Here is a 13282-nt window from a genome sequence, read left to right on the forward strand (position 1 = left end):
CCAAGTGTTTGATTGGCTTGAACTTTCAAGACTTGGCAAGCTTTCTGCTCCGATCCTGCAGCAACGGCGCATCTGGATGCGCTTCGATTCCTGACTGCGGGAGAGTGCGAGCGATGAACATCGGTGTCTTCATTCCCATCGGCAACAACGGCTGGCTGCTGTCGGAGAACGCGCCCCAGTACCGGCCCACCTTCGAGCTGAATCGCGAGATCGTGCAGCGCGCCGAGCACTACGGCTTCGACTTCGCCCTGTCGATGATCAAGTTGCGCGGCTTCGGCGGTAAGACCGAATTCTGGGACCACAACCTGGAGTCCTTCACCCTCATGGCCGGGCTGGCGGCGGTGACCTCGCGCATCAAGCTGTTCGCCACCGCCGCGACCCTGACCCTGCCGCCGGCCATCGTCGCGCGCATGGCCGCCACCATCGACTGCATTTCCGGTGGCCGCTTCGGCGTCAACCTGGTCACCGGCTGGCAAAAGCCCGAATACAGCCAGATGGGGCTCTGGCCAGGCGATGAATTCTTCGCCAGTCGCTATCAATACCTCGGTGAATACGCCCAGGTGCTGCGCGATCTCTGGGGCACCGGCCAGTCGGACTTCCAGGGCGCGCACTTCCGCATGGAAGACTGCCGGGTCAGTCCGCAGCCCCAGGCACCCATGGAGATCGTCTGCGCCGGGGCGAGCGATGCCGGCCTGGCCTTCGCCGCCGAACACGCCGACTACAGCTTCGTCTTCGGCAAGGGCGTCAACACGCCCAAGGCCTTCGCCCCGGCGGTGGAGCGGCTGCAGGCCGCCACCGCCAAGGCCGGGCGCGAGGTCTCCTCCATCGCTCTGTTCATGATCATCGCCGCCGAGACCGACGAGGCCGCTCGCGCCAAGTGGGAGCACTACAAGGCCGGTGCCGACGAGGAGGCCATCGCCTGGCTGGGCGCCCAGGCGGCCGCCGACACCAAGTCCGGCAGCGACACCAATGTGCGGCAGATGGCCGATCCGACCTCGGCGGTGAACATCAACATGGGCACCCTGGTGGGCTCCTTCGCCAGCGTGGCGCGGATGCTCGACGAGATCGCCGAGGTACCCGGGGCCAGCGGGGTGCTGCTGACCTTCGATGACTTCGTCCAGGGCGTGACCGACTTCGGCGAGCGCATCCAGCCGCTGATGCAGAGCCGCCGTCACGTCGATCTGCTCAAGGAGAGTGCCTGATGAACGCTGTGGAAACCCTGGCGGGCTATGCCCTGCCTGCCGACGACGCCGAAGCCGTGACGCTGCCGGCGCGTCCCGAACCGCTGCGGCTCAAGGCCAGCGAGACCGCCCTGATCGTGGTGGACATGCAGAACGCCTATGCCAGCCAGGGCGGCTATCTGGATCTGGCCGGCTTCGACGTCTCCGCCACCGGCCCGGTGATCGAGAACGTCGCCGCCGTGGTGGAGACCGCCCGTGGCGCGGGCATTCAGGTGGTCTGGTTCCAGAATGGCTGGGATCCGGAGTATCGCGAGGCGGGCGGGCCGGGTTCGCCCAACTGGCACAAGTCCAACGCCCTCAAGACCATGCGCAAGCGACCCGAATTGCAGGGGCAACTGCTGGCCAAGGGTGGCTGGGACTATGCCCTGGTGGATCGGCTGCAGCCGGCGGCCGCCGACCTGGTGGTGCCCAAGACCCGCTACAGCGGCTTCTACAACACCCACCTGGACAGCCTGCTGCGCGCCCGTGGCATCCGCAACCTGGTGTTCGTCGGCGTCGCCACCAACGTCTGCGTGGAGTCGACCCTGAGGGATGGCTTCTTCCTCGAATACTTCGGCGTCTGTCTGCACGACGCCTGCCACCAGGCCGGGCCCCGTTCGGCCCACGAGGCCGCGCTGTTCAACATCGAGACCTTCTTCGGCTGGGTCGCCAGCTGCGCCGATTTCCACACCACCTTCGCCAAGGACTGAGCCACCATGCCCAAGCAAGCCGTGATCCCCGCCGGTACCGGTACCCCCATCGCCCCCTTCGTGCCCGGCAGCCTGGCCGATGGGGTGCTCTATGTCTCCGGCACTCTGCCGTTCGATGCCCAGAACAACGTGGTCCACGTCGGCGACGCCGCGGCCCAGGCACGCCATGTGCTCACCACCATCCAGGGCGTGGTGGAGGCGGCCGGCGGCACCATGGCCGACGTCACCTTCAACATGATCATGCTCACCGACTGGGCGAACTACGCCGCCATCAATGCGGTGTACGCCGAATTCTTTCCCGGCGAGAAGCCGGCGCGCTACTGCATCCAGTGCGGCCTGGTGAAGCCCGACGCCCTGATCGAGATCGCCAGCATCGCCCATGTCGGCTAGGCCGCGCTCCGTCTAGCCCCCTCTCACCCTGGGAGAGGGCTGGGGTGAGGGAAGCCTCAACCACCCAACCTTCAAGGACCGCCCATGCACTTCGAACTCCATGGCCGCCAGGATCCGGCGGCCGAGACCCTGCTGCTCAGCTCCGGGCTGGGTGGCGCCGGGGCCTTCTGGGCGCCGCAACTGGCGGCCCTCGGCGAAAGATTCCGGGTGGTGGTCTATGACCAGACCGGCACCGGCAGGAGCCCGGCCGAATTGCCGGCGGACTACCGCATCCAGCATATGGCGGAGGACCTGCTGGCGCTGGCCGATCGCCTGGAACTCGACCGCTGCCTGTTCATGGGCCATGCCCTGGGCGGCCTGGTGGGACTGCAGGCCAACCTGCTGCGCCCGGGCCTGATCCGTCGCCAGGTGCTGGTCAATGCCTGGAGCCGGCCCAATCCGCACACCGGGCGCTGCTTCGCCCTGCGTCAACGGCTGCTGCGCGACAGCGGCGCCGCGGCCTATGTCCAGGCCCAGGCGATCTTTCTCTATCCGGCCACCTGGATCGCCGAACACGGCGAGCGCCTGGCCGCCGACGAGGCCCATGCCCTGGCGCACTTCCCCGGTGAGGCCAATGTCCTGCGGCGCATCGGTGCCCTGCTGGCCTTCGACGTGGACGCCGAGCTGGCGCGGATCGAGGTGCCGACCCTGGTGCTGGCCAATCGCGACGATGTGCTGGTGCCCTGGACCTCGTCCCAGCGCCTGGCCTCGGGTCTGCCCCAGGCCAGCTTCGAATTGCTGGAGTGGGGCGGCCATGCCTCCAGCGTCACCGACCCCGCCACTTTCGACCGGGTGGTGCTCGACTATCTCAGCCAATCTTCCGAGGAATAGCGCCATGTCCGTTGCCCATGCCTTGACGCCTGCCACGACGCCCGCCGCCCCGGTCGAACGCGACCTCTTCCGTGGGGCCATGGCGCGCCTGGGCGCCGCGGTCAATCTGGTCACTACCGATGGTCCGGCCGGCCCGGCCGGCTTTACCGCCACCGCCGTATGCAGCGTCAGCGACAGCCCGGCGACCCTGCTGGTCTGCCTCAACCGCGGCGCCTCGGTGCATCCGGCCTTCAGCGCCAACGGCGTGCTCTGCGTCAACGTCCTGGCCGCCGGCCAGCAGGCGCTGGCCAACCTCTTCGGCGGCAAGACCGCCATGGCCGAACGTTTCGCCGCGGCGCGCTGGACCCGCCTCGCCACCGGTGCGCCGGTGCTGGACGGCGCCCTGGTGGCCTGCGATTGCCGCATCGCCGGGGTGCAGTCGGTGGGCAGCCACGACCTGTTGCTCTGCGAGGTGCTGGGGGTGGCCGAGCCCGGTGGCGAAGGCGGATTGCTGTACTTCGACCGGCGTTATCACGAGCTGGCCTAGCGGGGGCTGTCGGGCTTCGACGAGGGAGCCGTCTCAACCCAACCCACGACCGCCGTAAGTTGGGTTGAGCGCAGCGAAGCCCAACACCGCCACGCCGATCCGACACCCCAAAGCCTTCCCTGTCAGCCCTGACCGCACCCCAGGCGCCACCCCGGTGCACGCTGACCGTTCGAGGTGCAGCGCACCAGCAGCGGATCATGAGTATCTCCCTCAACCCGCTGTTTTGATTGGCTTTTATAGTTTTTACCAAATGGTCCAAAGATGGCACAACGGTTGCAATTTCCCTGCTGCCGTCCTGCCCGGTGAACGTGCATCGCGCTGTCTCCTTCCGTCCCACTCGTGAGGTCCGTCATGCCGCTGTCCAGTGTTCCCATCATCGATCTGGCCCCCTATTTCGCAGGCTCGACCGCCGGCAAGCAGGCGGTGGCCAAGGCCGTCGACCAGGCCTGCCGCGACATCGGCTTTCTGGTCATCACCCACCACCAGGTGCCCGACGAATTGGTCGAGCGCGTCTCGCGCCTGTCGCGGGCCTTCTTCGACCTGCCGCTGGCCGAGAAACGCAAGGCCGATCGACCGCGCCCGGATCAGGTGCGCGGCTACAGCGCGGTGGCCGAGGAAAGCCTGTCCTACAGCCTGGAGGAGGCGGCGCCGGGAGATCTCAAGGAGTCCTTTTCCATCGGGCCGCTGGATGTCCCGGAGACGGCCTACTACCGCGGTCCCGAAGCCGGGCCGCACTTCGCGCCCAATGTCTGGCCCGCGGCCATTCCCGGCTTTCGCCAGGCCTATGCCGAGTATTTCGCCGCCATGAGCGATCTGGCGCGCACCCTGATGCGGCTCTTCGCCCTGGGGCTGGACTTGCCGGAGACCTATTTCGACAGCCGCATCGATCGCCACATCAGCATGTTCCGCACCCTCTGCTATCCCCACCAGAAGGAGGCGGCGCTGCCTGGCCAGCTGCGCGCCGGTGCCCATACCGACTACGGCAGCCTGACCATCGTCCGTCCCGACGACGCCCCCGGTGGCCTGCAGGTGCGCAATGCCGACGGCGAGTGGGTGGACGTGCCCAAGGTGCCGGGCAGCTTCGTGGTCAACATCGGCGACCTGATGATGCAGTGGACCAACGACCGCTGGGTCTCGACCCTGCACCGGGTGGTGAATCCACCGGCGGATGCCGGTTGCGACACCCGCCGCCAGTCCCTGGTGTTCTTCCATCAGCCCAACTACGACACCCTCATCGAATGCCTGCCCGGTTGCGCCACGCCCGGCACGCCGCCGCGCCATGCGCCCATCACCTCGGGCGACCACCTGAGATCCAAGTTCGTCAAGCAGACCACCTTTGGCGGTACCCAGACCGGCGTGCGGGTGGCCTGATGCCGAGTCTTTCCTACGTCAACGTCTTCGCCCAGGACGTGGTGGCCCTGAGCGGCTTCTACCAGCGGGTGTTCGGCTTCCCGGAGATCGAGGCGATCCGCTCGCCGATCTTTCGCGGCCTGGACACCGGCAAGACCGCCATCGGCTTCAACGCGCCGGAGGCCTATGAACTGCTGGGGCTGGGCGAATTCGCCGGCAGTGAAGGCTGCCGCTTCCTGCTCAACCTGGAGGTTGACAGCCGCGCCGAGGTGGACCGGCTGGTGCCGGTGGCCGAGGCCGCTGGCGCCCGGCTGCTGAAGGCGCCCTACGAAACCTACTACCACTGGTACCAGGCGGTGCTGCTGGACCCGGAAGGCAACGTGTTCCGTATCAACCACATGTTGTAGACAAGACTAAGGACGAGACGATGCTGAGCAGATGGCTGGGAAGAGTGGCGTGCGTGCTGGCGCTGGCGGGACTGGGCAGCGTGGCGCGGGCGGACGACGAGGGCTTCACCCTTAAGGGCGAGCCGAAGATCGCCATGCTGTATTTCACCGCCAAGAACGACGGCGGCTGGACCCAGGCCATGGACGAGGCGCGGGTCAAGATCGAGAAGGAATTGGGCCTGAAGATCCAGTTCGTGGAAAACGTGCCGGAGACCGCCTCGGCCATCCGCCCGGCGGCCGAGCGCTTCATCAAGCGCGGCGCCAATATCGTCATCGGTACCGCCTTCGGCTATTCCGACACCTTCAAGCAACTGGCCGAGCAGTATCCCGAGGTGGCCTTCCTCAACGCCTCGGGCACCACCAATGGCCGTAACCTGGAATCCTTCTACGGTCGTACCTACGAGAGCCAGTACCTCTGCGGCATGGCCGCGGGCGCGGCCTCCAAGACCGGCAAGCTGGGCTTCGTCGCTGCCAATCCCTTCGGCGTGGTGAACTGGACCATCAACGCCTACGAGCTGGGCGCCCGGCAGATGAATCCCAACGCCACCCTCACGGTGATCTATACCGGCAGCTGGAACGATCCGGTCAAGGAGCGCGCCGCGGCCGCTGCCCTGATCGACCAGGGCGCCGACGTCATCGGCCAGCACGTGGACACCCCCACGCCGCAGATCGTCGCCCAGGAGCGCGGCGTCTATGGCACCGGCCACCACCGCGACATGCGCCAGTTCGCGCCCAAGGCCACCCTCTGTTCCTCGGTGTGGGTCTGGGATCGCTTCCTGGTGCCCGAGCTCAAGAAGGTCATCGCCGGCCACTGGAAACCCGCGCCCAACGGTGCCCTGGTGTCCATGGCCGACGGCGGCACCGACATCGCCGGCTTCGGCGATGCCGTGCCCAAGGCGGCCCAGGAGAAGATCCTGGCCGAGCGCGAGGCCCTGCTCAAGGGCAAGCAGATCTACGCCGGTCCCCTGAATGATCGCGACGGCAAGGAGCGCGTCCCCGCCGGCCAGGTGTTGTCCGACCCGGCGCTGTGGCAGATGGACTGGTTCGTCCAGGGCGTGACGACGCAGAAGTAGCGGTTCACCCCTGGGTGCCGGGCCTCTCGAGGTCCGGCACCGGAGCTGACGCCTGAGTAGGGTGGAAAACCGCGCAGCGTTTTCCACGGAGGCGATCCCTGGACAAAGGCCGACCAGCATGAAAAGACACAACGCCCTGCAACTGCGTGGCGTCGGCAAGACCTTCGATGGCTTCCAGGCGCTGCAGCAGGCGGATTTCCTGGTGCGCTGGGGCGAGGTGCATGCGCTGCTCGGCGAGAACGGCGCAGGCAAGTCGACGCTGATGAACATCGCCGCCGGCCTCTATGCGCCGGAGACCGGTGAGCTCCTGGTGGACGACAACCTGGTGCGGCTACGCGGTCCGGCGGACGCCGCTCGCTTGCACATCGGCATGGTCCACCAGCACTTCAAGCTGGTGCGCCCCTTCAGCGTGGCCGAGAACGTCCTGCTCGGCCTGCCTGCGGGGGAGGGTAGCCATCGCCGGCGCCTGGCCGAGATCAGCGAGCGCATCCGCCAGCAGGCCGCCGCCCTGGGCTTCGCCATCCGCCCGGAGCAACGGGTGGCGGACCTGTCCATCGCCGAGCAGCAGCGGGTGGAAATCCTCAAGGTGCTACTGGCCGGGGCGCGCATCCTCATCCTCGACGAACCCACCGCGGTGCTTACCGATGGCGAAGGCGAGCGGCTGTTGCAGACCCTGCGCGCCCTGGCAGCGGAGGGCGCGGCGGTGGTGCTGGTGACCCATCGCATGCAGGACGCCCTGACCTACGCCGACCGCCTCACGGTGATGCGCGGCGGTCGCACCCTGCGCAGCCTGGACCCCGCCGAGGTGTCGGTGGACGAACTGGTACGCCTTACCGTGGGGGACGCCCAGCCGCTGGCCGATACCCCGCGCCGTGCTGCCGGGGCACCGCTGCTCAGGGTGCGCGGCCTGCGCACCCCGGAGCAGGGTGGCCGGCGCGCCCTGGATGGCATCGATCTGGAACTGCGCGCTGGCGAGATCTATGGCATCGCCGGCGTCGGCGGCAACGGCCAGGGTGAACTGGCCGATGTGCTGATGGGCCTGCCGCAGCCCTACGAAGGCGAGGTGCGGCTGGAGGGCTTCGGCGACCTGGCCGCGGCTGCCAGCGCCCGCCGCCGCGACCTGCGCATCGCCGCCATTCCCGCCGACCGCTATGGCAGTGCCCTGGCCGGCTCCCTGTCGGTGGCCGACAACTTCGCCATCGGTGCGGTGCACAGCGGTCGCTTCGGTGGTTTCGCCCGCCTGGATAGACGCGCCCAGGAAGCGGCGACCCAGGCGGCAGTGGCGCAATTCGATGTCCAGGGCGTGCGCTCGGTGCGGCAGAAGGCGGCGCTGCTCTCCGGTGGCAACGCCCAGAAGCTGGTGATCGCCCGGGAGTTCGGCCGCGAACCGCGGCTGGTGCTGGCCCACAGCCCCAGCCGTGGCCTCGACGTGCGTGCCGGTGCCGAGGTGCAGGCACGGCTGCTGGCTGCCCGCGAGGCCGGCGCCGCGGTGTTGCTGATCAGCGAAGACCTGGACGAGGTGCTGGCCCTCGCCGATCGCATCGGGGTGATGAGCGCCGGACGCCTCGTCGCCGAATTCCAGCGACCCGCCGATCGCCAGGCGATCGGCCATGCCATGGTGAATCATGCTTGAACCCCTGAGTGCTCCGCTTTCTTCGGTCGATGGCCCGCGACCACGGCAACCGCTGTTCAGCCGGCGCTACACCCTGGAGATCCGCCAGCAGCTGGCCTGGCCCTGGCAGGCGCTGATCCTCGGCCTGGCGCTGCTCTTGGGCCTGGGCCTGTCGGCCGCTATCCTGGTCCTGGCCGGGGTGCCGGCCGGCGAGTTGCTCAACGAATTCGTGGTCGCCACCCTGTTCGATGCCCAGAGTCTGCAGGCCACCCTGTTCCAGGCCGCGCCGGTGATCCTGGTCGGCCTGGCCGGCTGCCTGGCCTTTCGCGCGCGCTTCTGGAACCTGGGCCTGGAAGGCCAGATGATCTGGGGGGCCATCGGCGCCACGGCGGTGTCGCTGTTCGAGATCGGTCCGGAGGCCCTGCGCCTGCCGCTGATGCTGGTGGCAGCGCTGCTCGGTGGCCTGCTCTGGGCGCTGGCGCCCTTGCTGCTCAAGCTGCGCCTGGGGGTGAACGAGATCATCGCCTCGCTGATGCTCAACTACATCGCCGCCAACTTCCTGCTGCACCTGGTGTTCGGTCCCTGGAAGGACCCGCGCGACGCCTTTCCCTATTCGCCGCTGTTCCGCCCCTTCGAGCGGCTGCCGGAGTTGCTGCCCGGGCTGAGTCTGGCGGTGCCCCTGGCGCTGCTGGTGGCGGTGCTGGCCTGGTGGTTCGTGGCCCTGAGCCGGGCCGGGCTCTACCTGAGATTCGTCGACGCCAATCCGCGGGTGGCCGGCGCCGTGGGGGTGCCGGTGCGCACCACCATCCTCGCCACGGTGCTGGCCTCCGGCGCCCTGGCCGGGTTGGCCGGCTTCGTGGTGGCGGCCGGGCAGGAGGGGCGGCTGACCCAGTCCTTCTACCAGGGCTATGGCTTCTCCGGGATCCTCATCGCCTTTCTGGCGCGCAACAACCCCCTGGCCGCCGCCGTGGTGGCCTTCCTGGTGGCGACCCTGTTCGTCGCCGGGCGCAATCTGCAGGTGTTCTACCAGATCCCCTTCGCCATGGTGCAGCTGATCCAGGCGCTGATCGTCATCTGCGTGGCGTCCTCGGATTTCTTCATCCGCCATCGGCTCAGACGCAGCCAGGGAGGTGCCGCTTGAACCTGCTCGCCAGCTGGCTGGGTAACGTCCCCGACTTCGCCATACCCTACGCCCTGGCGGCGCTGGGGCTGATCCTCACGGAAAGATCCGGGGTGCTGGCCCTGCATGCCGAGGGCCTGATGCTGGTCGGCGCGCTGTTCGGCATCGGCGCGCAACTGGCCCTGGGCAATGCCGGCCTGGCGCTGCTGGCGGCCATGGGCGCGGCGGCGCTGGTCTCGCTGCTGTTCGCGGTCATGGTGATCTGGCTGCGCATCAACCAGGTGATCGCCGGCCTGACCCTGGTGTTCTTCTGCCAGGGCCTCACCGGCCTGCTCGGTACCCTCTGGGGCTGGACCAACCAGCCGGTGGCCGGCCTGCCGGCGCTGGCGCTCTGGCCGCTGTCGGAGCTGCCGCTGGTGGGGCGGCTGTTCCAGCAGAACCTGCTGGTCTACCTGACTCCGTTTATCTTTCTCGCCGTCATCGCCTGGCTCGAACGCACCACCCCCGGCCTGCGCCTACGGGCGGTGGGCGAGAATCCCCAGGCGGCCGATGCCGCCGGTCTCTCGGTGGCCGGCTATCGACTGCTGGCGATCCTCGCCGGCGCGGCGCTGGTGGGTCTCGCCGGCGGCTATATCGCCGTGCTCAGCACCAAGCTGTGGATCGCCGAGATGACCGGCGGCCGTGGCTGGATCGCCGTGGCCCTGGTGATCTTCGCCCGCTGGTCGCCCTGGCGCGCCCTGGCCGGGGCGCTGCTGTTCGGCTGCATCGAGGCGCTGATTCCCCAGCTGGCCGCCGCCGGGGTGCGGCTGTCGCAATACTTCATCCTGATGGCGCCCTATGCCGTCACCCTGGGCGTGATGATCTGGGTCGCCCTGGCCGGGCGTGACCGCCTGAGCCAACCCGGCGCCCTGGGCGAAGCCTATGTCCGCGAGGAGCGTCGATGAACCTGCGTGTTTTCGTCTATGAGGAACCCCGGCTGCTGGCGCGGACGGACTTCGCCGATTACCTGGACCCGAGCACCACGGCGGTGCTGTCCATCGACCTGCATCGCGGCCACCTGGACGCCTCGCCGGACTGCCCCTGCCCGGCGCCCCGCGCCCGCGATCTGGTGGCGCCGGTGGATGCCTTCCACCGCCAGGCCCGCGCCCTGGGCGTACGTATCGTCCATGTGAAGTCGGTGCTGCGCGCCAATGGCGCCGACGACCTGGGCGGCATTCCCGCGGCCTGGCGACGGACCTTTCCGCTGCACGTCGGGCCGATTCCCAATGCCGACGCCCATGCCCTGGAAGGCTCGCCCTGGACCGAGCTGCTCACCGAGGTCCTGCCCGAGGATCTGCGGGTGGAAAACAAGCGGCGGCTGTCGGCCTTCTATCCCACCGACCTGGACTTCCTGCTGCGCAACCAGCGCATCACCACCGTGGTGCTGGATGGCGGCTTCACCGACTGCTGCGTGCTCAACACCGCCTTCGATGCCAGCAACCGCACCTATCGCGTCATCGTCCTGCGCGACCTGGTGCGAGGGACCGATGAAAGCCTGGAGCGCGCGGCGCTGAGCATGGTCTCCCTGCACCTCGGACTGGTGATGGAGTCCCAGGATCTGCTCGCGGCCTGGGGTGCTGGCAGCGGCTCCTGATCGCGGTCCGTTGGGCTTCGACGATGGAGCCGTCTCGACCCAACCTGCGCGGGGAGCCGCCGTAGGTTGGCTTGAGTATCCAACACCTCAGGGCACCCTCGGCGACACCGTGAAGGCGCGGAAGCGCTCCTTGAGATTGCCGGGGCGGGCGCCCTGCCAGAGCAGCTGCCAGCCCGGCGGTACCGCCACGGCTTCGTGCCATTCGTCCTGCACCACCAGCACCTGGCAGGGCACCTGTCGCAGCGCGGTCAGCTCCAATGGGGGATAGCCGCCGTAGACGTGCAGCATGGAACGCTCCGACTCGCCCAGGCCATAGCTGGCCACGCAATCCGTCCGTGGCAGCACCCGCTGCAACTCGGTGAAGGGCCGGGCGTAGCTGTTGCCCAGGTCGACCCAGGGCAGCCAGAGGCTGTTGGCCAGACTCCAGCTCACGGTGAGGCCGACGAACCAGAGACTGCCGGGTGCCAGGCGTTTGTGCAGCCCTAGCGCCAGGCCCCAGCCGAGCAGCGCCAGCGCGGCGAGGGTCCAGGCCAGCAGGCCTACCGGCAGTCGTTCAGCGAGCGGTAGATGGTCCCGGACCAGCGCTGGCCAGGGTAGCGGCCACCCTAGCGCCAGGCCGAAACCGCCTAGCGCCAGCAAGGCGATGATCGGCGTCCAGCAGGCCAGGCCGAGGGTGCGCCCGAGGGCGGCGAGCGCGGGCGGTGGCTGCAGTCGCGCCGCCAGCAGCGCCAGGGCCGGAAACAGCGGCAGCAGATAGAGGCTGCGGAACACCGCCGACTTGAGCAGTACCGCCAGGCAGACGATGGCATAGAGCACCACCGTGGCCAGTCCCGGATGCCGACCCAGGCGCTTCAGCGGGCTGCCGCCGCGGCGATACAGCTGCCAGAGCGTGGCGCCCAGCAGGATCAGCCCGGTGGGAAAGGACAGCGCCAGCAAATCCGCCAGGCTGGAGGCCAGGCCATCGGTATCGCTGTTGCGCGCCTCCAGGCCGAAGAAGCGGCCGATGTTGTTGGTCCACAGCCAGGTATGGAACAGCTCCGGCGACCGGTGCCAGAGCAGCGCCGGCCAGACCAGCAGCCAGGGCAGGGCGGCCAGGCTGGCGGCGAGCAGCCAGTGCCGTCCTTCCGGCTCGACCAACCGCCGCGGCCAGCAGAGCGCACAAAGCAGTCCGGTGAGGCCCAGCACCCCGGGGACCAGCAGGCCCTTGCTCATGAAGGCGATGCCCAGGCCGCTGCCAAACAGTAGGCCACGGCGCCAGGGATGGCGGTTGTCGTGCAGCTGCGCGGCCAGCCCGGCGAGGCCTAGGGTGGCGCCGGCCAGTTGCGGCACGTCGGCGATCAGCAGATGACTGTGCTGCACCACCCCGAGCATGCCCAGCAGGGCGAGCACGGCCTCGCGCCGCCGGCCGGGCAGCAGCCGCTCGGTCAGCCAGGCAAGGGCGGCCAGGGTCACCAGCATCCAGCCCAGCACCGCCAGCCGCGCGCCGTCGGGCGCACTCAGCCAGGGCGTGGCCAGTCGCGCAGTCAAGGCGCCGGTCCAGTACATCAGCGGCGGCTTTTCCATGAAGGGCGCGGTGCCGACTCGGGGCACCAGCCAGTCCGGGGTGGTGAGGAAATTCCACACCATGCCGAAGGAATAGGGTTCGTCGGCCTTCCACAGACCACGACCGAACAGGCCGGCGAGCAGGTAGGCGGCCAGGCAGCCGAGCAGCAAGGCCCGCTCCAGCTGTGCGGCTCTGGGGGAGGCGGTGGAAGAAGAAGGGAGCACGGCAGGGACTCTTGGCGGAATCCTGCCGGTATACGGGAGTTGGCTTAGAGGGGGCTTAAGAGGTTAGCGGGGGGCGATCGCGGCCATGGGCCGCTCCTACAGGCTTGGATTGGGCCTGTAGGAGCGGCCCATGGCCGCGATGGCTGGTATTGGTGCCAGGGCTGGTTATCGAGCGCTTTGAAGGTTTTTGTTTCGCCCACCCGGGCGACTCACTTTTTTCCGTCGCGGCTGCGCGCCCCGCAAAAAAGTAAGCAAAAACGCTTACCCCGACCATCCGGCCCTCCGCTTCGCTCCGGGTCCGCTTACGCCAGCGCCGTTCCGGGGTCGGTCCAGATGGGCCGTCCATGGCCCACTGGACCTCTCGCCGCATCCATGCGGCTCGACCCACTCCACGACACTGGCGTTCGCCCTCCTGAACGGGGCGATTCGCTAGCCTGATGCCTTGGGTGCAAACCGGTAGGGTGGACAACGGCGCAGCCTTGTCCACGCGATAGGCCTTACTCCCTCAGTGGAAAACGCTGCGCGGTTTTCCACGCTACGAATCGCTCTGACTTTGCCTGTAAAC

Annotated in this window: 13 protein-coding genes; 12 read left to right on the forward strand and 1 reads right to left on the reverse strand. The window is 68.3% G+C overall.

What is annotated here, in order from left to right; all coding sequences use genetic code 11:
* Positions 1–113: 113 nt before the first annotated feature.
* The 12 genes from rutA to PSK12I2_RS0121765 all read left to right on the forward strand — a co-directional run bounded on the left by rutA (position 114) and on the right by PSK12I2_RS0121765 (position 10950).
* On the forward strand, positions 114–1202 hold the full coding sequence (rutA, locus tag PSK12I2_RS0121710; RefSeq protein ID WP_027600050.1) for a pyrimidine utilization protein A: 1089 nt from the start codon (positions 114–116) through the stop codon (positions 1200–1202).
* Positions 1202–1930, forward strand: a complete 729-nt coding sequence (gene rutB, locus PSK12I2_RS0121715; protein WP_027600051.1) for a pyrimidine utilization protein B — start codon at positions 1202–1204, stop codon at positions 1928–1930. Before rutA ends, rutB begins: the two co-directional genes overlap by 1 nt.
* A gap of 6 nt (positions 1931–1936) precedes the next feature.
* On the forward strand, positions 1937–2320 hold the full coding sequence (rutC, locus tag PSK12I2_RS0121720) for a pyrimidine utilization protein C (RefSeq protein WP_027600052.1): 384 nt from the start codon (positions 1937–1939) through the stop codon (positions 2318–2320).
* Positions 2321–2404: 84 nt separating this feature from the next.
* Positions 2405–3190 (forward strand): pyrimidine utilization protein D, encoded by a 786-nt coding sequence (gene rutD, locus PSK12I2_RS0121725; RefSeq protein WP_027600053.1) that lies wholly within the window; start codon positions 2405–2407, stop codon positions 3188–3190.
* A gap of 4 nt (positions 3191–3194) precedes the next feature.
* Positions 3195–3716: a flavin reductase gene (locus PSK12I2_RS0121730; protein WP_027600054.1), complete on the forward strand. Its 522-nt coding sequence runs from the start codon at positions 3195–3197 to the stop codon at positions 3714–3716.
* Positions 3717–4067: 351 nt separating this feature from the next.
* Positions 4068–5087 (forward strand): isopenicillin N synthase family oxygenase, encoded by a 1020-nt coding sequence (locus PSK12I2_RS0121735; RefSeq protein ID WP_027600055.1) that lies wholly within the window; start codon positions 4068–4070, stop codon positions 5085–5087.
* A complete protein-coding gene (locus PSK12I2_RS0121740) occupies positions 5087–5473 on the forward strand; it encodes a VOC family protein (RefSeq protein ID WP_027600056.1) in 387 nt (128 codons plus the stop codon). The genes PSK12I2_RS0121735 and PSK12I2_RS0121740 overlap by 1 nt, the downstream gene beginning before the upstream one ends.
* Before the next feature lie 20 nt (positions 5474–5493).
* Positions 5494–6585, forward strand: a complete 1092-nt coding sequence (locus PSK12I2_RS0121745; RefSeq protein ID WP_156930173.1) for a BMP family ABC transporter substrate-binding protein — start codon at positions 5494–5496, stop codon at positions 6583–6585.
* 118 nt (positions 6586–6703) lie between these two features.
* The gene (locus tag PSK12I2_RS0121750; RefSeq protein ID WP_027600058.1) at positions 6704–8218 is read left to right on the forward strand and encodes an ABC transporter ATP-binding protein; all 1515 of its coding nucleotides are present in this window, start codon (positions 6704–6706) and stop codon (positions 8216–8218) included.
* Positions 8211–9338 (forward strand): ABC transporter permease, encoded by a 1128-nt coding sequence (locus PSK12I2_RS0121755; RefSeq protein ID WP_027600059.1) that lies wholly within the window; start codon positions 8211–8213, stop codon positions 9336–9338. The genes PSK12I2_RS0121750 and PSK12I2_RS0121755 overlap by 8 nt, the downstream gene beginning before the upstream one ends.
* Positions 9335–10261: an ABC transporter permease gene (locus tag PSK12I2_RS0121760; protein WP_027600060.1), complete on the forward strand. Its 927-nt coding sequence runs from the start codon at positions 9335–9337 to the stop codon at positions 10259–10261. Before PSK12I2_RS0121755 ends, PSK12I2_RS0121760 begins: the two co-directional genes overlap by 4 nt.
* Positions 10258–10950, forward strand: a complete 693-nt coding sequence (locus PSK12I2_RS0121765) for a cysteine hydrolase family protein (RefSeq protein ID WP_177324667.1) — start codon at positions 10258–10260, stop codon at positions 10948–10950. The genes PSK12I2_RS0121760 and PSK12I2_RS0121765 overlap by 4 nt, the downstream gene beginning before the upstream one ends.
* A gap of 87 nt (positions 10951–11037) precedes the next feature.
* Here PSK12I2_RS0121765 and PSK12I2_RS0121770 read toward each other — a convergent pair whose 3' ends face one another.
* Complete coding sequence (locus tag PSK12I2_RS0121770) at positions 11038–12717, reverse strand: glycosyltransferase family 39 protein (protein WP_177324668.1); 1680 nt, start codon at positions 12715–12717, stop codon at positions 11038–11040.
* Positions 12718–13282: the final 565 nt, after the last annotated feature.

Origin of the sequence: Pseudomonas sp. MOIL14HWK12:I2 (assembly GCF_000510745.1) — a bacterium.
Classification (GTDB): Bacteria; Pseudomonadota; Gammaproteobacteria; order Pseudomonadales; family Pseudomonadaceae; genus Chryseomonas; species Chryseomonas oryzihabitans.

Excerpts from the sequence above, each read along its gene's own strand:
- rutA (WP_027600050.1), top strand. The coding sequence starts at position 114 with ATGAACATCGGTGTCTTCATTCCCATCGGCAACAACGGCTGGCTGCTG.
- rutB (WP_027600051.1), top strand. The coding sequence starts at position 1,202 with ATGAACGCTGTGGAAACCCTGGCGGGCTATGCCCTGCCTGCCGACGAC.
- rutC (WP_027600052.1), top strand. The coding sequence starts at position 1,937 with ATGCCCAAGCAAGCCGTGATCCCCGCCGGTACCGGTACCCCCATCGCC.
- rutD (WP_027600053.1), top strand. The coding sequence starts at position 2,405 with ATGCACTTCGAACTCCATGGCCGCCAGGATCCGGCGGCCGAGACCCTG.
- PSK12I2_RS0121730 (WP_027600054.1), top strand. The coding sequence starts at position 3,195 with ATGTCCGTTGCCCATGCCTTGACGCCTGCCACGACGCCCGCCGCCCCG.
- PSK12I2_RS0121735 (WP_027600055.1), top strand. The coding sequence starts at position 4,068 with ATGCCGCTGTCCAGTGTTCCCATCATCGATCTGGCCCCCTATTTCGCA.
- PSK12I2_RS0121740 (WP_027600056.1), top strand. The coding sequence starts at position 5,087 with ATGCCGAGTCTTTCCTACGTCAACGTCTTCGCCCAGGACGTGGTGGCC.
- PSK12I2_RS0121745 (WP_156930173.1), top strand. The coding sequence starts at position 5,494 with ATGCTGAGCAGATGGCTGGGAAGAGTGGCGTGCGTGCTGGCGCTGGCG.
- PSK12I2_RS0121750 (WP_027600058.1), top strand. The coding sequence starts at position 6,704 with ATGAAAAGACACAACGCCCTGCAACTGCGTGGCGTCGGCAAGACCTTC.
- PSK12I2_RS0121755 (WP_027600059.1), top strand. The coding sequence starts at position 8,211 with ATGCTTGAACCCCTGAGTGCTCCGCTTTCTTCGGTCGATGGCCCGCGA.
- PSK12I2_RS0121765 (WP_177324667.1), top strand. The coding sequence starts at position 10,258 with ATGAACCTGCGTGTTTTCGTCTATGAGGAACCCCGGCTGCTGGCGCGG.